General features: G+C 70.7%; 14 protein-coding genes. 10 read left to right on the top strand and 4 right to left on the bottom strand.

Annotation, left to right across the window (positions count from 1 at the left end; all coding sequences use genetic code 11):
- From AC1DYD_RS16760 to AC1DYD_RS16745, 4 genes are all read left to right on the top strand, one after another.
- Positions 1-2,788: YhdP family protein (locus AC1DYD_RS16760; RefSeq protein ID WP_478173878.1), on the top strand; the 2,788-nt coding region annotated here is incomplete at its 5' end.
- Positions 2,789-2,812: 24 nt separating this feature from the next.
- On the top strand, positions 2,813-3,628 hold the full coding sequence (locus AC1DYD_RS16755) for a carbon-nitrogen hydrolase family protein (RefSeq protein WP_478173877.1): 816 nt from the start codon (positions 2,813-2,815) through the stop codon (positions 3,626-3,628).
- A gap of 5 nt (positions 3,629-3,633) precedes the next feature.
- The gene (locus AC1DYD_RS16750) at positions 3,634-5,679 is read left to right on the top strand and encodes a two-component system sensor histidine kinase NtrB (protein ID WP_478173876.1); all 2,046 of its coding nucleotides are present in this window, start codon (positions 3,634-3,636) and stop codon (positions 5,677-5,679) included.
- Positions 5,680-5,693: 14 nt separating this feature from the next.
- A complete protein-coding gene (locus tag AC1DYD_RS16745) occupies positions 5,694-6,320 on the top strand; it encodes a response regulator transcription factor (protein WP_478173875.1) in 627 nt (208 codons plus the stop codon).
- Positions 6,321-6,494: 174 nt separating this feature from the next.
- Here AC1DYD_RS16745 and AC1DYD_RS16740 read toward each other — a convergent pair whose 3' ends face one another.
- Together AC1DYD_RS16740 and AC1DYD_RS16735 are read right to left on the bottom strand one after the other, a co-directional pair.
- Positions 6,495-7,166, bottom strand: a complete 672-nt coding sequence (locus AC1DYD_RS16740) for a YiaD family glycine zipper/OmpA-like lipoprotein (protein WP_478173874.1) — start codon at positions 7,164-7,166, stop codon at positions 6,495-6,497.
- Between the two features lie 204 nt (positions 7,167-7,370).
- The gene (locus AC1DYD_RS16735) at positions 7,371-7,508 is read right to left on the bottom strand and encodes a hypothetical protein (protein ID WP_478173873.1); all 138 of its coding nucleotides are present in this window, start codon (positions 7,506-7,508) and stop codon (positions 7,371-7,373) included.
- On the opposite strand from AC1DYD_RS16735, the gene mltA reads away from it, so the two are divergent.
- The gene (gene mltA, locus AC1DYD_RS16730) at positions 7,507-8,649 is read left to right on the top strand and encodes a murein transglycosylase A (protein ID WP_478173872.1); all 1,143 of its coding nucleotides are present in this window, start codon (positions 7,507-7,509) and stop codon (positions 8,647-8,649) included. The two genes, AC1DYD_RS16735 and mltA, sit on opposite strands and share 2 nt — an antisense overlap.
- 253 nt (positions 8,650-8,902) lie before the next feature.
- On the opposite strand, the gene AC1DYD_RS16725 is transcribed toward mltA, so the two are convergent.
- On the bottom strand, positions 8,903-9,385 hold the full coding sequence (locus AC1DYD_RS16725; protein WP_478173871.1) for an Lrp/AsnC family transcriptional regulator: 483 nt from the start codon (positions 9,383-9,385) through the stop codon (positions 8,903-8,905).
- 106 nt (positions 9,386-9,491) lie between these two features.
- Here AC1DYD_RS16725 and aceE point away from each other — a divergent pair, with 106 nt between their 5' ends.
- Genes aceE through AC1DYD_RS16700 form a run of 5 tightly spaced genes read left to right on the top strand, consistent with a single transcriptional unit; the run spans position 9,492 to position 15,695 of the window.
- A complete protein-coding gene (aceE, locus tag AC1DYD_RS16720) occupies positions 9,492-12,263 on the top strand; it encodes a pyruvate dehydrogenase (acetyl-transferring), homodimeric type (protein ID WP_478173870.1) in 2,772 nt (923 codons plus the stop codon).
- 49 nt (positions 12,264-12,312) lie between these two features.
- Positions 12,313-13,209, top strand: a complete 897-nt coding sequence (gene ltnD / locus AC1DYD_RS16715; protein ID WP_478173869.1) for an L-threonate dehydrogenase — start codon at positions 12,313-12,315, stop codon at positions 13,207-13,209.
- A 19-nt stretch (positions 13,210-13,228) separates the two neighbouring features.
- Positions 13,229-14,053, top strand: a complete 825-nt coding sequence (gene otnI / locus AC1DYD_RS16710) for a 2-oxo-tetronate isomerase (protein ID WP_478173868.1) — start codon at positions 13,229-13,231, stop codon at positions 14,051-14,053.
- The gene (locus tag AC1DYD_RS16705; RefSeq protein ID WP_478173867.1) at positions 14,050-15,240 is read left to right on the top strand and encodes an amidohydrolase family protein; all 1,191 of its coding nucleotides are present in this window, start codon (positions 14,050-14,052) and stop codon (positions 15,238-15,240) included. The genes otnI and AC1DYD_RS16705 overlap by 4 nt, the downstream gene beginning before the upstream one ends.
- The gene (locus AC1DYD_RS16700; RefSeq protein ID WP_478173866.1) at positions 15,237-15,695 is read left to right on the top strand and encodes a RidA family protein; all 459 of its coding nucleotides are present in this window, start codon (positions 15,237-15,239) and stop codon (positions 15,693-15,695) included. The genes AC1DYD_RS16705 and AC1DYD_RS16700 overlap by 4 nt, the downstream gene beginning before the upstream one ends.
- A gap of 177 nt (positions 15,696-15,872) precedes the next feature.
- On the opposite strand, the gene acs is transcribed toward AC1DYD_RS16700, so the two are convergent.
- Positions 15,873-17,858, bottom strand: coding sequence for an acetate--CoA ligase (gene acs / locus AC1DYD_RS16695; protein WP_478173865.1), 1,986 nt, complete (start codon positions 17,856-17,858; stop codon positions 15,873-15,875).
- Between the last annotated feature and the right edge of the window lie 125 nt (positions 17,859-17,983).

The raw sequence follows: 17,983 nt of genomic DNA, 5'->3' as shown, positions 1-17,983 counted from the left end.
GCCGGTGCCTGCGGGTGCGACCGCGCCGCCGCCGCCGCGCGAGCCGGCCGGAAGGCCCGGCGTGCGCGGCGCCACGGTCGACTTCGATGCCAGCCAGGCCGGCGGCAGTGCCACCCTGTCGATCGCCAACGGCGCGCTCGACCTGCCCGGCGTGTTCGAGGAGCCGGTGGTGCCGATCGAGCGGCTGTCGACGCAGCTGCAATGGAAGCTCGATCGCGGTGCGATGCAAGTGCAGGTCTCGAACCTGCGCTTCGCGAACGCCGATGCCGAGGGCGAGGCCCAGGCCAGCTGGCGCACCAGCGACCCCGCGGTCTCGCGCGGCGCCGAGCGCCATCCCGGCATCCTCGACCTGCAGGGCCGGCTGACGCGTGCCGACGGCACCCGCGTCTGGCGCTACCTGCCGCTCCACATCCCCAAGCCCACGCGCGACTACGTGCGCGACGCGGTCACCAAGGGCACTGCCAGCTCGGTCGACTTCAAGGTCCGGGGCGACCTCTGGGACATGCCTTTCATGGACCCGAAGCAGGGCGATTTCCGCATCGCCGCGAAGGTCGCCGACGTCAGCTATGCCTATGTGCCGCCGACCCCGGGCTCGACCACCGACTGGCCGGCGCTCACGGGGTTGTCGGGTGAACTGGTGTTCGAGCGCGCCGGCATGCTGGTGCGCAATGCCCGCGGCCGGATCGCCGGCGCCCAGGGGATCGAAGTCACCCGGGCCGAGGCGCAGATTGCCGACATGTCGCACCATGCGGCGCTGCTCAAGGTCGATGCGCAGGCCAAGGGCCCGCTTGGCGAACTGCTGCGCGTCGGCGGGCCGCTGGCCGGCGAGGTCGGCGGCACGCTGGCGGAGATGCGCGCGACCGGCAATGCCGACTACAAGCTGCGCCTCGAACTGCCTCTGGAGGCGATGGACAAGACCAAGGTGCAGGCCAGCATCGTGCTGGCCGACAACGATCTGCAGCTGGCGGCCGCCGCGCCGGCCCTGAGCCAGGCGCGCGGCACCTTGACTTTCACCGAGAACGGGTTCGCACTGGCCGGCGTGCAGGCCCGCGGGCTCGGCGGGGCGATGCGCATCGACGGCAGCGGCCGCTTCAACGGCAAGCAGGCGCTGGACATCCGGGTCCAGGGCACCGCGAGCGCCGATGGCCTGCGCGCGGCGCGCGAGGTCGACTGGCTGGCCCGGCTGGCGAAGAACGCGACCGGCAGCACGCCCTACGCGGCCAGCTTCTCGGTGCGCGAAGGCGTCCCCGAATTCCTGCTCACCAGCAGCCTGCAGGGCCTGGGGCTGCAGTTGCCGGCCCCGATGGCCAAGGCGGCCGAGGATCCGATGCCGCTGCGGGTCGAGAAGAAGGTGGTGCTGCGCGAAGCCCGCGGTGCCGGCGCCGCGCCGCTGGTCCACGACCAGATCTCGCTCGAACTCGGCAAGGTCGGGACGGCCAGCTTCGTGCGCGACATCTCGGGCCGCGAGGCACGGGTGCTGCGCGGCGCCATCGGCGTCGGGCTGGAGTCCGGCGAGGCCGCGCCGCTGCAGGAGCGCGGCGTGTTCGCCAACATGCGCTTCGCGCGGCTCGACCTGGGCGCCTGGCAGTCGCTGTTCAGCGCCGCCACCGGCAAGGCGCCCGAAGCGGTGGCCAACGTCGAGAGCGGCGACGACGCGCTGGCCTACCTGCCGACGGTCATCGCGTTGCGCGCGCAGGAGCTCGTGTTCGGCGGCCGCACGCTGCACGACGTGGTGCTCGGCGGCACGCGCGACGGCCAGCTCTGGCGCGCCAACGTCGACGCCGCGGAGTTGAGCGGCTATGCCGAATACCGCCATGCGCAGGCCGGGCGCCTCTACGCGCGCCTGGCCCGTCTCAAGATCGCCCGCAGCGAAGCGACCGCGGTCGAGTCCCTGCTGGACGAGCAGCCGAGCACCCTGCCGGCACTCGACATCGTGGTCGACGACTTCGAGCTGCTGGGCCGGCGGCTCGGCCGGGCCGAGATCGACGCCGTGAATCGCGGCGGGGTCGGGCGCGAATGGCGGCTCAACAAGCTGACCCTCGGCAATCCGGATGCGACCTTCAATGCCCAGGGCAGCTGGGCGGCGCCGCCCGGCGGCGGACGCGAACAGCGCCGCACCGGCATGGATTTCAAGCTCGAGATCGCGGATGCCGGCGCCCTGCTGAACCGCTTCGGCATGAAGGACGTGGTGCTGCGCGGCCGCGGCCGGCTCGAGGGCGAGATGAACTGGACCGGCTCGCCGTTCTCGATCGACTACCCCAGCCTGGGCGGCAAACTGCAGATCGACGTCGAATCGGGGCAGTTCCTGAAGGCCGACCCGGGCATCGCCAAGCTGCTCGGCGTGCTGAGCCTGCAGGCCCTGCCGCGGCGCCTCACGCTCGACTTCCGCGACATCTTCAGCGCCGGCTTCGCCTTCGACTTCCTGCGCGGCGATGCCAAGATCGTCAACGGCGTGGCCACCACCAACAACCTGCAGATGAAGGGCGTCAACGCCGCCGTGCTGATGGACGGCTCGGCCGACATCGCGCGCGAGACCCAGAGCCTGCGCGTGGTGGTGGTGCCGGAGATCAGCGCCGGCACGGCCGCCCTGGTGGCGACCGCGATCAATCCGGCGATCGGGCTCGGGACCTTCCTGGCACAGATGGTGCTCAGCCGGCCGCTGATCGCCGCCGCCACGCAGGAGTTCCAGATCGACGGCACCTGGGCCGACCCCAAGATCACCCGCGTGCCGCGGCGCTCGCCCCCCGAAGCCCTGGGCGCGCCGGCCACGTCGTCGGTCCCTCGATAGAACAAGCAGGAAGGAGACGCCGCCATGAAAGTTGCAGCCATCCAGATGGTGTCGGCCATCGCCCGCGAGGCCAATCTGGCACGCGCCCACGACCTGCTGGCCGAGGCCGCGGCCGCGGGCGCCGAACTCGCGGTGCTGCCCGAATACTTCTGCATGATGGGCCGGCGCGACACCGACAAGCTGGCAATGCGCGAGACCGCCGGCGCCGGCACGGTGCAGAGCTTCCTGGCCGATGCGGCGCGCGAGTTCGGACTCTGGATCGTCGGCGGCACACTGCCGATCGAGACCGACGACGACCAGCATGTCTTCAACAGCTCGCTGGTCTACGGGCCCGATGGCGCCTGTGTCGCGCGCTACGACAAGATCCACTTGTTCTACTTCGACAACGGCCGCGAGCGCTACGACGAGCGCCGCGTGATCGCGCCGGGCACGCAACCCGTCTGCTTCGACCTGCCCTCGCGCGACGGCCATGCCTGGCGCATCGGCATGAGCGTCTGCTACGACCTGCGCTTTCCGGAGCTTTACCGTGCACTGTCCCGCCTGGGCGCCGAGCTGCTGCTGGTGCCCAGTGCCTTCACGCGCACCACCGGCGCCGCCCATTGGGAGGTGCTGCTGCGCGCGCGGGCGATCGAGAACCTGGCCTGGGTGGTCGCGCCGGCGCAAGGCGGCACCCACGAGAACGGGCGCCAGACCTGGGGCCAGTCGATGGTGGTCGACCCCTGGGGCTCGGTCGCGGCCCAGCATGCCGAGGGCGAGGCCGTGGTGTTGTTCGACATCGATGCCGCCCGGCTCGAAGCCGCGCGCGCCCAACTGCCTGCTCTGTCCCACAGCGTGATCTGAAACCGGTGTCCACGCCTGCGCTCCCCGTTGCCCGCGTCCTGCGCCCGGCCTTCGCGCGGCTGCGCTTCCTGCGTTCGGTCTGGCGCCGCTGGTTCCTCTGGGTGCTGCTGGCCGTGCTGGTGCTGGCGCTGTTGGTCACGGTCGTCTGGCTGGCCGGGCGGCACGAGGTCGAGCAGACCCAGTCCGTGCTCGAGCGCGACGCGGCCGATGCGGTGTCGGACCTGCGCGACGGCCTGCAGCGCAACGTGCAGACCTTGCGTGCCTCGCTGGCCGGCGGCATCGACCGCGCGCAGTGGGAGAACCGCGCCGCGACCCTGTTGCGGGACCATCGCGAATGGCTGCGCCTCGAGTGGCGCGACCCGGCGCTGCGACCGCTCGGCGCGGTCGATTCGCCCTACCGTCGGCGGGTGTTCGGCGACAACGAACGGGGCCCCGACCAGATCGACGTCGAGCTGGCCTGCGCGACCGCGCGCAAGCTGGGCTCGCCGGCCTATTCGCCGAGCCACTATGTGCCCGCGGTGCAGGGCAGCGGCCTCGAGGTGCTCGAACTGTGCGTGCCGATCGAGGGCGGCGGCTACCTGGTGGCCGCCTACTCGCTGCGCGACACGCTGACCGAACTGCTGGCGCCGATGCTGAGCCGCGGCCAGGAGGTCGCCTTCACCGAGGCCGACGGCACCCGGCTGGTGGCGATCGGCGCGCCGCGGCGCATCGGCACACGGGTCTTCACCGCGCAGCAGCTGATCGACCTGCCGGGCGTCACGCTGATGCTGCGCATCGATGGCTGGCGCGCCGTGCCCGACCTGTTCCCCAACATGCTGACCGCGCTGGTCACGGGCATCTCGATCGCGCTGGTGTCGGTGCTGGTGCTGCTGGCCCGCGATACGCGGCGGCGGCTGCGGGCCGAGCGCGATCTGGCCGATGCGCTGGCCTTCCGCAAGGCGATGGAGGACTCGGTGATCACGGGCCTGCGCGCACGCGACCTGAAGGGCCGGATCACCTATGTCAATCCGGCCTTCTGCGAGATGGTGGGCTTCAGCGCCGAGGAGCTGATGCACAGCGACGTCGAGGCTCCCTACTGGCCGACCGAGCTGGCGCACGAGTACCAGCGCCGGCAGGCGGTGCGCCTGGCGGGCGCGACGCCGCCGCGCGAAGGTTTCGAGTCGGTCTTCATGCGCAAGGACGGCAGCCGTTTCCCGGTGCTGATCTTCGAGGCGCCGTTGATCAACGCGCAAGGTTCCCAGACCGGCTGGATGAGCGCCTTCATCGACATCAGCGAGCAGCGCCGCATCGAGGAGCTGTCGCGCGCCAGCCAGGAGCGGCTGCAGGCCAGCGCCCGGCTGGCCACCGTCGGCGAGATGGCCTCGCTGCTGAGCCATGAGTTGACGCAGCCGCTGGCGGCGATCGCCAGCTATGCCAGCGGCTCGCTCAACCTGCTGAACGCCGAGGGCCTGCCGCGCGCCGGCGAACACCAGGAAGTCGCGATGGCGGTGCGCCGCATCGCCGAGCAGGCCGATCGCGCCGGCCAGGTGATCCGCAGCGTGCACGACTTCGTGCGCCGGCGCGACCGGACGCGCGAGTCGGTGACGCCCCAGGCGCTGGTCGACGCGGTGCTGCCGCTGGTGCGGCTGCAGGCCCGCAAGCTGGGCGTGCGCGTCGAGCTCGCGCTCGAGGATCACCTGCCGGCGGTGGTCTGCGACCGCACGCTGGTCGAGCAGGTGCTGCTGAACCTGGCGCGCAACGGCATGCAGGCGATGGACATGCCCGACCTGAACGAACGCGTGCTGCGGCTGCGGGTGGTGCGCGCCAGCGGCAGCCCGGGTCCGGATGCGCGCCGCTGGCTCGAGTTCTCGGTCGCCGATCTCGGCTGCGGCATCAGCGACGAGGTGGCGTCGCGCCTCTTCACGCCCTTCTTCACGACAAGGCCCGACGGCATGGGCCTCGGCCTGAGCCTGTGCCGCACGGTGGTCGAGCAGCACGGCGGCGTGCTGATGCACGAGCCGCATCGGCCGCGCGGCACCATCTTCCGTTTCACGCTGGCGACCGCTCCCTGACATTCACTCACCTCATGCAACCCTTGATCGATTCACTGATCTTCATCGTCGACGACGACGCCAGCGTGCGCGAGGCGCTGGCCTGGCTGCTGCGATCGCGCCGGCTGGTGAGCGAGCATTTCGCCAGCGCCGAAGCCTTCGAGGCTCGCCTGGCCGAGCAGCCGCTGACGGACCATCCGCATTGCCTGCTGCTCGACGTCCGCATGCCTGGCACCAGCGGTCTGGTGCTGTTCGACCGGCTGGCCGAACGCGGCCTGCTCGACACGCTGCCGGTGATCTTCCTCACCGGCCATGCCGATGTGCCGACCGCGGTCGATGCGGTCAAGCGCGGCGCCTTCGATTTCTGCGAGAAGCCCTTCTCGGACAACGCCCTGGTCGACCGCATCGAGCATGCGCTCGGCGCGTCGCTGCGCGCCATCGAGGCCCGGCGCACGCGCCAGCTGCTCAAGCGCCGCATCGACGAGCTGACCGAGCGCGAGCGCGACGTGATGCGCTGCGTGGTCGAGGGGCTGCCGAACAAGCTGATCGCCGATCAGCTGGCGATCAGCGTGCGCACGGTGGAGGTCCATCGCGCGCGGGTGTTCGAGAAGATGGAAGTGAAGTCGGCCGTCGAACTGGCCAACCTGCTGCGCGGTGTATAGAGCCCCCACGCTCCATCACTTCGTGTATTCGCTGCCCCCCGAGGGGGCCGCAGGCCGCCTTGGGGCGGCCCGGCGCCGGCCTGGCCCCCACGCTCCATCACTTCGTGTATTCGCTGCCCCCGAGGGGGCCGCAGGCCGCCTTGGGGCGGCCCGGCGCCGGCCTGATCCCTGTCGTCAGCCCTGCGGCTTTTCGCCCACGTAGATCTCGACGCGGCGGTTCTGCGCCCGGCCGGCATCGGTGCCGTTGTCGGCGATCGACTCGCGCGCGCCGCGGCCTTCGGTGCGGATCGATGCGGCCGGCACGCCGCGCGCCACCAGGTAGTCGCGGGTGCTGGCGGCACGCGCGATCGACAGCGGGTTGTTGATCGCGTCGGTGCCGGTGCTGTCGGTGTGGCCGATGATGCGCACCTCGGCGTTCGGGTTGTTGCGCAGGCCGCTCGCGAACTGGTCGAGCACCGGCGAGAAATTGGGCTTGATCGCCGAGCGGCCGACATCGAAGGAGATGTCGCTCGGGATCGCCAGCTTGAGCTCGTTGTTGGCGGTCTGGGTCACGGCCACGCCGGTGCCCTGGGTGGCGGCTTCCATCTGGCGTTTCTGGTTTTCCATGCGCTGCGACCACAGGTAGCCACCGGCCGCACCGGCCAGTGCGCCGACCGCGGCGCCGGTGCCGATGGCGCTGCGGTTGCCGCCGGTGGCCGACCCGATCGCCGCGCCGGCGAGCGCGCCCACGCCGGCCCCGATGCCGGTGTTGCGCTGCGTTTCGGTCATGCCGGTCCCGGTACCGGTGCCGGCGCAGCCCGCGAGAACGAGTGCCGCGGCGCAGGTGGCGAGTACGAATTTTTTCATGTCGATCCTTTTCGAGGTGCAAAGCGATGAAGGACCATTATCCCGAGCGCGATGGGTCGAGAAGCTGCCCCTGCCGTGCCGCCGTGTCACGCAGTTGAAGCATCGGGCACTGCAAACGCTTGCTGCGCCTTGCTCTGGCGCTATATTTTTGATAGCTTGTGGTGCGCTGGCCGACATCCCGAAGCGGCCTCGGACTACGGCGGGTCAATCGCGTTTCGAGGGGGCGTCGCTGTCCTGCGTGTCGTCCAGCTCGCCGCCCTTGCGGCCCGAGAACATGGTCCACCAGACGATCAGCACCAGCAGGATTCCGGCCCCGAGGGCTTCAAGCAAAATCAGACCCATGAACAAAGGACTCCGGTGGCTGGTGGGACTTGCGATCGTAGCAACGCTCGCCGGCTGCAGTTTCAGCACACGACAGCCCGACTTTCCGGCGGCAACGCCGAGCGGGACTCCGGCCGCACCCCGTGATCTCGGACCCCTGACCGGATCGCTCGCCCATCCCAAGAGCCGCTGGACGGCGGTGCCGTGGTCCGAATTGCCCGGCTTCAACGAGGATGCGCTGCACGAAGGCTGGGTGGCGATGGTCTCCAACTGCGCGCGGCCGAACGCCGCCATGGCGCCGCTGTGCCGCGAGGTCCGCCAGCTTGCGCTGGCCGAGCCGGACCAGCAGCGCGAGTGGATGCAGCAGCGGCTGCAGCCGTTTCGCATCGAGCCGCTGGCGGGTCCGAGCGATGGCAAGCTCACCAGCTACTACGAGCCGGTCTTCGACGCCTCGCGCCGCCCGACCGCGACCCACACGGTGCCGCTCTACCAGATGCCCGCCGGACTGGTCGCCAAGCGGCCCTGGTACACGCGCCAGGAGATCGACACGCTGCCGCAGGCCCAGGCTGCGCTGCGCGGCCGCGAGATCGCCTGGCTGGCCGATCCGATCGACGTGCTGATGCTGCACATCCAGGGCTCGGGGCGGCTGCGCGTCACCGAGGCCGACGGCTCGCAGCGCATGGTGCGCGTGGCCTTCGCGGCCACCAACGAGCAGCCCTACCGCAGCGTGCAGCAATGGCTGGTGAGCCAGGGCGCGACCAAGGTCAGCCTGTGGCCGGACGACACCAAGCAGTGGGTGGCGCAGAACCCCCAGCGCCTGTCGCAGCTGCTGTGGAGCAATCCGCGCTACGTGTTCTTCCGCGAGGAGCCGCTGAGTGAGGTGGATGCCGCTTCGGGGCCGGTGGGTGCGCAGGGCGTGCCGCTGACGGCCGGCCGGTCGATCGCGGTCGACCGCGACAGCATTCCGTACGGCACGCCCGTCTGGCTCGCCTCGCCGGGACCGGCGGTACCGATGGCCAAGCTGGTGGTCGCGCAGGACACCGGCAGCGCCATCGTCGGCGCGGTGCGGGCCGACTACTTCGCCGGCACCGGTGCCGATGCCGGCCGCGTCGCCGCGCGCGTGAACCAGCCCCTGCGCTTGTGGGCCCTCTGGCCGAAATAAGGCTCGCCCCCAGGTTGCCCGGCACTGCGTGTCCGGGCGCCCACCCCCTACCGGGGGCGCAGCCAGTGGCCCGGCGAAGCCGGTTCCACGGCTGCCCACCAACAAGCGGGCTGTGCTGCGCACAGCCGCCGAAATCGGGCGCTGGATCTGTGGCCGGCGTAGCCAGGCCCGTTGGTGAATCACCGCGGAACTGGCTTCGCCAGGCCGGTGGTGTTGCCCCCGGCAGGGGGCGGGCGAGCTACACGAAGTGAGCTCAACCTGGGGGGGAGCAACATGACGGCAGCGGCAACGCGGTCTTGTAGCGCACCTGCTTGAGCGCGAAGCTCGAACGGATCTTCTCGATGCCGGCGATCGGCGCCAGCTGCTCGAGGATGAACTTCTCCAGCGCGGCGATATCGGCCACGGCGACGCGGATCAGGTAGTCGCTGTCGCCGGTCATGAGGTAGCACTCCATCACCTCGTCATGCTCCGCGATGCGCTGCTCGAAGTCGGCCAGCGACTGCTTGCTTTGTGTCTTCAGGCTGATCGAGATGAAGACATTGAGACCGAGGCCCAGCGCGCCGGCGTCGACCAGCGCCACGTAGCGCCGGATGACGCCGCCCGCCTCGAGCGCCTTGACCCGCGCAAGGCACGGCGAGGGCGACAGGTGGATGCGGCGCGCCAGTTCGACATTGGACAAGGCGCCGTCGCGCTGGAGCTCGTCGAGGATGCGCAGGTCGATCGCGTCGAGTTGCATGAAATGCCGTCGAATGACAAAAATGCGGAATTCTATGCGGCGAATCCTTTTGTGAAGATATGGAAACAGCACCCCATTTCACCCGGCCCGGCCTAAATTGCGGCCTATGAACGCCCCGCTCCCTTCCGACCACTTGCGCGCCCAGATCGACATGCCCCTGCACGATCCCGACCCCGTCGAAACCGCCGAATGGCGCGCCGCCTTCGTCGCGCTGGCCGAGGCGCATGGGCCCGGGCGGGCGCGCTGGATGCTCGACGAACTCGCGCGGCTGGCGCGGGCGCAGCGCATCGGCTGGGAGCCGGACCTGTCGACGCCCTACGTCAACACCATCGCCGTCGATGCCCAGCCGGCCTTCCCCGGCGACCTCGCGATGGAGGAGCGCCTGGCCTCGCTGATGCGCTGGAACGCGCTGGCGATGGTGGTGCGCGCCAACCAGGCCTACGGCGAGCTCGGCGGCCACATCGCCAGCTACGCCAGCGCGGCCGACCTGTTCGAGACCGGCTTCAATCATTTCTTCCGTGCCCGCATGGACGCCGAGCCGCGCCGGGCCGCCCCAAGCGGCGAGCGCCCCCCGAGGGGGGGCAGCGACCCGCACGAAGTGGGGGAGCGTGGGGGGCAACACCTTGGCGACCTGGTGTTCTTCCAGCCGCACAGCGCACCGGGCGTGTATGCGCGCGCCTTCCTCGAAGGCCGGCTCGGTGAAGACGACTTGACCCACTACCGGCAGGAGCTCAGGGCGCCGGCCTTTACCGAAGGCAAGGGCGCACGCGGGCTGAGCAGCTATCCGCATCCGTACCTGATGCCGGACTTCTGGCAGTTCCCGACCGGCTCGATGGGCATCGGGCCGATCAGCTCGATCTACCACGCGCGCTTCATGCGCTACCTCACGCACCGCGGTCTGCTCGACTGCGAAGGCCGCAACGAGAACGGCGTACACGTCGACAAGCGACGTGTGTGGGGCGTGTTCGGCGACGGCGAGATGGACGAGCCGGAATCGATGAGCGCGCTGACCCTGGCGGCGCGCGAGAAGCTCGACAACCTGGTCTGGGTCGTCAACTGCAACCTGCAGCGCCTCGACGGCCCGGTGCGCGGCAACGGCCGCATCATCGACGAGCTCGAGAAGCTGTTCGCCGGCGCCGGCTGGAACGTCATCAAGCTGGTCTGGGGCAGCGACTGGGACGGCCTGTTCGCGCGCGACCTCACCGGTGCCTTGGTGCGTGCGTTCGCGAACACGGTCGACGGCCAGATGCAGACCTTCGCGGCCAAGGACGGCCGCTACAACCGCGACACCTTCTTCGGCCAGAACGAGGAACTCGCGCGGCTCGCCCAGGGCATGACCGACGAGCAGATCGACGGGCTCAAGCGCGGCGGCCACGACCTCGTGAAGATCCATGCCGCCTATGCCGCGGCGGTGGCGCACCGCGGTCGGCCGACCGTGATCCTGGCCCATACCAAGAAGGGCTACGGCATGGGCAGCGCGGGGCAGGGCAAGATGACCACGCACTCGCAGAAGAAATTCGACGACACCGACCTGATCGCCTTCCGCGACCGCTTCAGGCTGCCGCTGTCCGACGCGCAGGCCACCACGGCGGCCTTTTACAAGCCGGCGGACGACAGCGCCGAGATGCGCTACCTGCAGGCCAGGCGCGCCGCGCTCGGCGGCAGCATGCCGCGCCGCGTGACCGGCTGCGAGGTCGTGGCCAAGCCCGACATCACGGCCTATGCGCAGTTCGCGGTCGCCGCCGCCGGCAAGGAGATGAGCACCACGATGGCCTTCGTGCGCATGCTCGGCAACCTCATGAAGGACCCGGCGTTGGGCCCGCGCGTGGTGCCGATCGTGGCCGACGAGGCGCGCACCTTCGGCATGGCCAACCTGTTCAAGCAGGTCGGCATCTATTCGAGCGTGGGCCAGCGCTACGCGCCGGAAGACATCGGCTCGGTGCTCTCGTACCGCGAGGCGACCGACGGCCAGATCCTCGAGGAAGGCATCAGCGAGGCCGGCGCCATCGCCAGCTGGACGGCCGCCGCCACCAGCTACAGCGTGCACGGGCTGGCGATGCTGCCTTTCTATATCTACTACTCGATGTTCGGCTTCCAGCGCGTCGGCGACCAGATCTGGGCCGCCGCCGACCAGCGGGCGCGCGGCTTCCTGCTCGGCGCCACCTCGGGGCGCACCACCTTGGGCGGCGAAGGGCTGCAGCACCAGGACGGATCGAGCCACCTGATCGCCGCCACCATCCCGAACTGCAAGGCCTACGACCCGGCCTTCGCGGGCGAGATGGCGGTGATCGTCGATGCCGGCATCCGCGAGATGATGGTCGAGCAGAAGGACGTCTTCTATTACGTCACGCTGATGAACGAGAACTACGCGCAGCCCGACCTGCCGGCGGGCGTGGAGGCCGACGTGCTGCGCGGCTGCTATCGCTTCGACGGCTGGCCCGGCGCGCAGCCGGCCGGTGCGAAGGCGCAGGTCAGCCTGCTCGGCTCGGGCGCAATCCTGACCGAGGTCGTCAAGGCCGCGCAGCAGCTCGCGGCCGAGGGCATCACGGCCGAAGTCTTCAGTGTCACCAGCTGGAGCGAACTGGCCCGCGACGGCCGTGCCTGCGAGGCGCGGTCCCTGGCGGGCGAGGCCGAGCCGGGCACGCCGTTCATTGCGCGGCAGCTGGCGGGCGGCAGCGGCCCGGTCATCGCCGCGACCGACTACGTGCGCAGCGTGCCCGAAAGCGTCCGCGCTTTCCTGCCCGAGGGGCGGCGCTTCCTCACGCTCGGCACCGACGGCTTCGGCCGCAGCGACACCCGCGCCGCCTTGCGGCAGTTCTTCGGGGTCGATGCGCAGAGCATCGCGCGCGCCGCACGTCACGCGCTCGGATCGCGCTGAGGGCCCTATGATGGGCGCGCGCGAAGCGCGAACCCTTCCAGGACACCTCATGAACAAAGCAGGACTGATCGGCCTGGGCGCCATGGGCGCGGGCATTGCGGCCACGCTGCGGGATCGCGGCTACGAGATGCACGTCTGCGACGCGCGCCCCGGCGCCGCGGTTCGCTTCGCCGAAGCGGGCGGCGTCGCCTGGGCCACGCCGGCGCAGGTCGCGCACCGCTGCGAGGTCGTGATCTCGGTCGTGGTCAATGCCGCGCAGACCGAGGACGTGCTGTTCGGCGAGGGCGGCGCCGCCGCCTCGATGAAGCCCGGCAGCGTGTTCGTGATGTGCTCGACGGTCGACCCGAACTGGTCGATCGCGCTCGAGGAGCGCCTGGGCGCACTGGGCATCCTCTACATCGACGCGCCGATCTCGGGCGGCGCGGCCAAGGCCGCGAGCGGCCAGATGACCATGATGAGCTCGGCCCGGCCCGAGGCCTACGCGCGCGCCGATCCGGTGCTCGACGCCATGGCGGGCAAGGTCTACCGGCTCGGCGACCGCGCGGGCGCCGGCAGCAAGGTCAAGATCATCAACCAGCTGCTGGCCGGGGTGCACATCGCGGCGGCGGCCGAGGCGATGGCGCTGGGCCTGCGCGAGGGCGTGGCGGCCGAGGCGCTGTACGAGGTCATCACCCACAGCGCCGGCAACAGCTGGATGTTCGAGAACCGCATGGCCCACGTGCTGGCCGGCGACTACACGCCGCTGTCGGCGGTCGACATCTTCGTCAAGGACCTCGGGCTGGTGCTGGACACCGCGCGGGCCAGCAAGTTTCCGCTGCCATTGGCGTCGACCGCGCATCAGATGTTCATGCAGGCATCGACGGCCGGCTTCGCGAAGGAGGACGACAGCGCGGTGATCAAGATCTTCCCGGGCATCGCGCTGCCCGGCCGCACCGAGCCCGCCTGATCCTCCCTATCATCGAACCATGCCCCGCTTCGCCGCCAACCTGTCCATGCTCTATCCGGAGCTCGATTTCCTCGACCGCTTCGAGGCCGCATCCAAGGACGGCTTCGGCGCCGTCGAGTACCTGTTCCCCTATGCCTACGCGCAGCGCGAACTCGCGTCGCGCTTGTCGGCCAACGGACTGAGGCAGGTGCTCTTCAACGGTCCGCCCGGCGACTGGGAGCGCGGCGAGCGCGGCCTGGCCTGCCTGCCCGGACGCGAGGCGGAGTTCCGCGAGGGCATCCTCCATGCGATCGACTACGCGGCGGCGCTCGACTGCCCGCGCATCCATGTCATGGCCGGCCTGGTGCCCGAAGGCGTCGAGCGCGAGACCGTGCAGCCGACCTATCTCGAGAACCTGCGCTGGGCCGCGGTCGAAGCGGCGAAGGCCGGCCGCGACCTGCTGATCGAGCCGATCAACACGCGCGACATCCCGCGCTTCTTCCTGAACCGGCAGGACCATGCGCACGAGATCGTCGAGGCCGTCGGTGCGCTCAACGTGCAGGTGCAGATGGACCTCTACCATTGCCAGATCGTCGAGGGCGACGTGGCCATGAAGATCCGCAAGTACCTGCCGACCGGCCGCGTCGGCCACTTCCAGATCGCCGGCGTGCCGGAGCGCCACGAGCCCGACATCGGCGAGCTCAACCATCCCTACCTGTTCGACGTGATCGACGAGGTGTCGGCGCAGTGCGGCTGGCAGGGCTGGGTCGGCTGCGAATACCGGCCGCAGCGCGGTGCGGTCGCCAATGGCACCTCCGCCGGGCTCGGCTGGCTGCGCGCCTTGCCACGCACTTCGCGCGCATGAGGCTGGAAGCCGTCCGCATCCCGCCGCGGCTGCGGGGCTTCGCGGCGGGCCAGGCCGAGGTCTTCGACGTCACGCTGGCCGGCGACCGGGTCGAGGCCGTCGCCACCAGCCTTCAACCGGCGCGCGGCACCCTGCTCGGCGCGATGGTCGACGCCCATGCCCACATCGACAAGAACTACACCGTGCGCGAGGCCGGCGCGGCCGAGGGCAACCTGTTCGCGGCGATCGAGCGCATGGCGGCGCATCGCGCGGGCTGGACCGCGGAGTCGCTGCGCAGGCGCATGCAGCGGGCGCTGAACGAAGCCTGGCTCGCCGGCACGCGTGCGCTGCGCACCCATCTCGACTGGGGCGGCGCCGACGCGCCGACCTCGCTCGCGGTGTTCGAGGCACTGCGCGACGAATGGCGCGGCCGCGTCGAACTGCAGTTCGTGGCGCTGACGCCGCTCGACCTGTTCGCCGAGGGCGATGCCGGCGAACGCATCGCACGGGCGGTGCGGCGTGCGGGCGGGGTGCTCGGCGCCTTCGTCTACCGCAACGACGGCATCGTGCACAAGCTCGGCCGGGTCTTCGACCTGGCGCAGGAACACGGGCTGGCGCTGGACTTCCACGTCGACGAAGGGCTCGACGCCGACGCCGCCGGGCTGCGCACGATCGCCCAGCTCACGATCGCGCGCGGCCTGCGGGGCCGCGTCAGCTGCGGCCATGCCTGTTCGCTGTCGGTGCAGGACGATGCCGCCGCCGGCGACACGCTGGCGCTGTGCGCGCAGGCCGGCATCCACCTGATCGCGCTGCCCAGCACCAATCTCTACCTGCAGGGCGCCTGGGACCGCACGCCGGTGCAGCGCGGCATCACGCGGCTGCGCGAGGCCGCGGCGCACGGACTGCGCCCGAGCCTTGCCACCGACAACGTCCAGGACGCCTTCTATCCCTACGGCGGCTACGACCTGCTCGAGACCTTCGGCCTCGGCGTGCAGATGGCGCACCTGGCGCCGGCCGCCGACTGGCTCGACGCCATCACCGTGAGCCCGGCCCGGGCGCTGGGACTGGCCTGGGACGGACGCATCGCCCCGGGCTGTCCGGCCGACCTGGTGCTGCTGGCCGCGACCGACGAATACGAACTGCTGGACCCGCGCGGCCGACGCCGCACCGTTATCCGGGCCGGCCGGACCCTGGAGAACACGCAATGAGCATGGGCAAGCCAATGGCCAACTACGCCGCCGCCAGGCGCGTCGGCGATTTCGTCTTCATGAGCGGGGTGGTCGCGGTCGATCCGGCAACCCGCCGCGCGGTGGCGAGCTACGAGGACATCCCCGACGAAGCGCGCGCGGCCCTGCGCACGCTGGGCTACGCCACCGGCCAGATGTCGGTCGACGTCTTCGAGGCGGCGATCGTGGCGCAGAGCTGGTTCGTGCTCGAGCGCATCCGCCAGATCGCGGCCGAGCACGGCGGCACGATGGACGACGTGGTGAAACTGGTGCAGTACTTCCGCCGCCTGCCCGACTACGCGCCCTACAACCGCGTGCGCGGCCTGTTCTACCCGGGCCAGCCGCCGGTCAGCACCGTGGTCGAGGTGTCGCGCTTCCTGCCCGGGGACGAGGTGCTGGTCGAGGTCGAGGGCACGATGTACCTGCCGCAGCGCTGATCAGGCCGGCGCCGGGCCGCCCCAAGGCGGCCTGCGGCCCCCTCGGGGGGCAGCGACACTCGAAGTGAGGGAGCGTGGGGGCCACAGTCAGGCCGGCGCCGGGCCGCCCCGAGGCGGCCTGCGGCCCCCTCGGGGGGCAGCGACCCACACGCAGTGGGGGAGCGTGGGGGCTCAGGCTCAGTAAGGCTGGCCCAGCTGCTCCAGCACGGCCGGGTTCTCCAGCGTGCTCACGTCCTGCGTCACGACCTCGCCCTTGGCCAGCGTGCGCAGCAGCCGGCGCATGATCTTGCCGCTGCGGGTCTTCGGCAGGTTGTCGCCGAAGCGGATGTCGCGCGGCTTGGCGATCGGGCCGATCTCCTTGCCGACCCAGGCGCGCAGCTGGTCGGCGATGCGCCGCGCCTCGTCGCCGCTGGGCAGCGGACGCTTGAGCACCACGAAGGCGCAGACCGCCTCGCCCGTGGTGTCGTCGGGCCGGCCGACCACGGCGGCCTCGGCCACCAGGTCGGTCATCGCCACCAGGGCCGATTCGATCTCCATCGTGCCCATGCGGTGGCCGCTGACGTTGAGCACGTCGTCGATGCGGCCGGTGATGGTGAAGTAGCCGGTCTTGCTGTCGCGCGTGGCGCCGTCGCCGGCCAGGTAGTAGCGGCCCTGGAACTCCTCCGGGTAGTAGCTGGCCTTGAAGCGCTCCGGATCGTTCCAGATGGTGCGGATCATCGAGGGCCAGGGCTTCCTGACGACCAGGATGCCGCCCTGGCCCCAGGGCAGCTCGTTGCCGGCCTCGTCCACCACGGCGGCGTCGATGCCCGGGAAGGGCAGCGTGCAGGAACCCGGCACCAGCGGCGTCACGCCGGGTAGCGGCGTGATCATGTGGCCGCCGGTCTCGGTCTGCCAGAAGGTGTCGAGCACCGGACAGCGGCCGCCGCCCACGTGGCGGTGGTACCACTCCCAGGCCGCCGGGTTGATCGGCTCGCCGACCGTCCCGAGGATGCGCAGGCTGCTCAGGTCGTAGTTGCGCGGATGCACCGCGTCGTTGCCCTCGGCCATCTTGATCAGCGAGCGGATCGCGGTCGGCGCGGTGTAGAAGACGCTGACCCGGTGGTCCTGGATCATCTTCCAGAAGCGGCCGGCGTCCGGGTAGGTGGGGATGCCCTCGAACACCACCTGGGTCGCGCCGATCGCCAGCGGGCCGTAGGCGATGTAGGTGTGGCCGGTCACCCAGCCGATGTCGGCGGTGCACCAGAAGACGTCGTCGGGGCCGAGGTCGAAGGTCCATTGGCAGGTCAGTGCGGCGTGCAACAGGTAGCCGCCGGTGGCGTGCTGCACGCCCTTGGGCTTGCCGGTGGAGCCCGAGGTGTAGAGCAGGAAGAGCGGGTGCTCGGCGTCGACCCATTCGGGTTCGCAGACCGGCGGCTGGGCCGCCGCGAGGTCGGCCATCCACTGGTCGCGCGGCGCCTGGAAGGGCACCGCGCCGCCGGTGCGGCGCGTCACCAGCACGTGGCGCACGCTGTCGCAGCCGCCCAGGCCGAGCGCCTCGTCGACGATCGCCTTCAGCGGCAGCTGCTTGCCGCCGCGGACCTGCTGGTCCGCCGTGAGCACCACCACCGCGCCGGTGTCGGCGATGCGGTCGCGCAGCGAGGGCGCCGAGAAGCCGCCGAAGACCACCGAATGGATCGCGCCGATGCGGGCGCAGGCCTGCATCGCCACCACGCCGTCGATCGACATCGCCATGTAGATCGCGACCCGGTCGCCGCGGCCGACGCCCAGCGACTTCAGCACGTTGGCTGTGCGGCAGACCCGGGCCAGCAGGTCCTCGTAGCTGATCCGTGTCACCGCGCCGTCGTCGGCCTCGAAGACGATGGCGGTCCTCTCGCCCAGGCCGTTCTCGACGTGGCGGTCCAGGCAGTTGTAGGAGGCGTTGAGGGTGCCGTCGGCGAACCATTCGAAGAAGGGCGCGCGGCGCGCGTCCAGCACCTGGGTGAAGGGCTTCTTCCAGGCCACGAGCTCGCGTGCCAGGCGTCCCCAGTAGGCCTCGGGATCGGCCTCGGCCTCGGCGACCAGCCGGTCGTAGGCGGCGCGGCCCGAGATCCGGGCGCGCCGCACGGTGGCCTCGGAGGGCGCATACAGCGTGGCAGTCGAAGCGGGGGAAGGTGTCGTAGTCATGTGGCGGTCTCCTGATGCAAGGCGTTCGGCTTGACGGGTGTCATGGTCGTCTCCGTCGAGGTGTTCAAGAATGCGAAGCCATAGGATGTCCGACGAACATTGCAGGAGACACACCCAAACATGAC

This window comes from Variovorax sp. P4_B11 (genome assembly GCF_056402355.1).
This window is presented reverse-complemented; position numbering and strand designations above follow the sequence as displayed.

Excerpts from the sequence above, each read along its gene's own strand:
- AC1DYD_RS16755 (WP_478173877.1), top strand. The coding sequence starts at position 2,813 with ATGAAAGTTGCAGCCATCCAGATGGTGTCGGCCATCGCCCGCGAGGCC.
- AC1DYD_RS16745 (WP_478173875.1), top strand. The coding sequence starts at position 5,694 with ATGCAACCCTTGATCGATTCACTGATCTTCATCGTCGACGACGACGCC.
- AC1DYD_RS16740 (WP_478173874.1), bottom strand. The coding sequence starts at position 7,166 with ATGAAAAAATTCGTACTCGCCACCTGCGCCGCGGCACTCGTTCTCGCG.
- mltA (WP_478173872.1), top strand. The coding sequence starts at position 7,507 with ATGAACAAAGGACTCCGGTGGCTGGTGGGACTTGCGATCGTAGCAACG.
- AC1DYD_RS16735 (WP_478173873.1), bottom strand. The coding sequence starts at position 7,508 with ATGGGTCTGATTTTGCTTGAAGCCCTCGGGGCCGGAATCCTGCTGGTG.
- AC1DYD_RS16725 (WP_478173871.1), bottom strand. The coding sequence starts at position 9,385 with ATGCAACTCGACGCGATCGACCTGCGCATCCTCGACGAGCTCCAGCGC.
- aceE (WP_478173870.1), top strand. The coding sequence starts at position 9,492 with ATGAACGCCCCGCTCCCTTCCGACCACTTGCGCGCCCAGATCGACATG.
- ltnD (WP_478173869.1), top strand. The coding sequence starts at position 12,313 with ATGAACAAAGCAGGACTGATCGGCCTGGGCGCCATGGGCGCGGGCATT.
- otnI (WP_478173868.1), top strand. The coding sequence starts at position 13,229 with ATGCCCCGCTTCGCCGCCAACCTGTCCATGCTCTATCCGGAGCTCGAT.
- AC1DYD_RS16705 (WP_478173867.1), top strand. The coding sequence starts at position 14,050 with ATGAGGCTGGAAGCCGTCCGCATCCCGCCGCGGCTGCGGGGCTTCGCG.
- AC1DYD_RS16700 (WP_478173866.1), top strand. The coding sequence starts at position 15,237 with ATGAGCATGGGCAAGCCAATGGCCAACTACGCCGCCGCCAGGCGCGTC.
- acs (WP_478173865.1), bottom strand. The coding sequence starts at position 17,858 with ATGACTACGACACCTTCCCCCGCTTCGACTGCCACGCTGTATGCGCCC.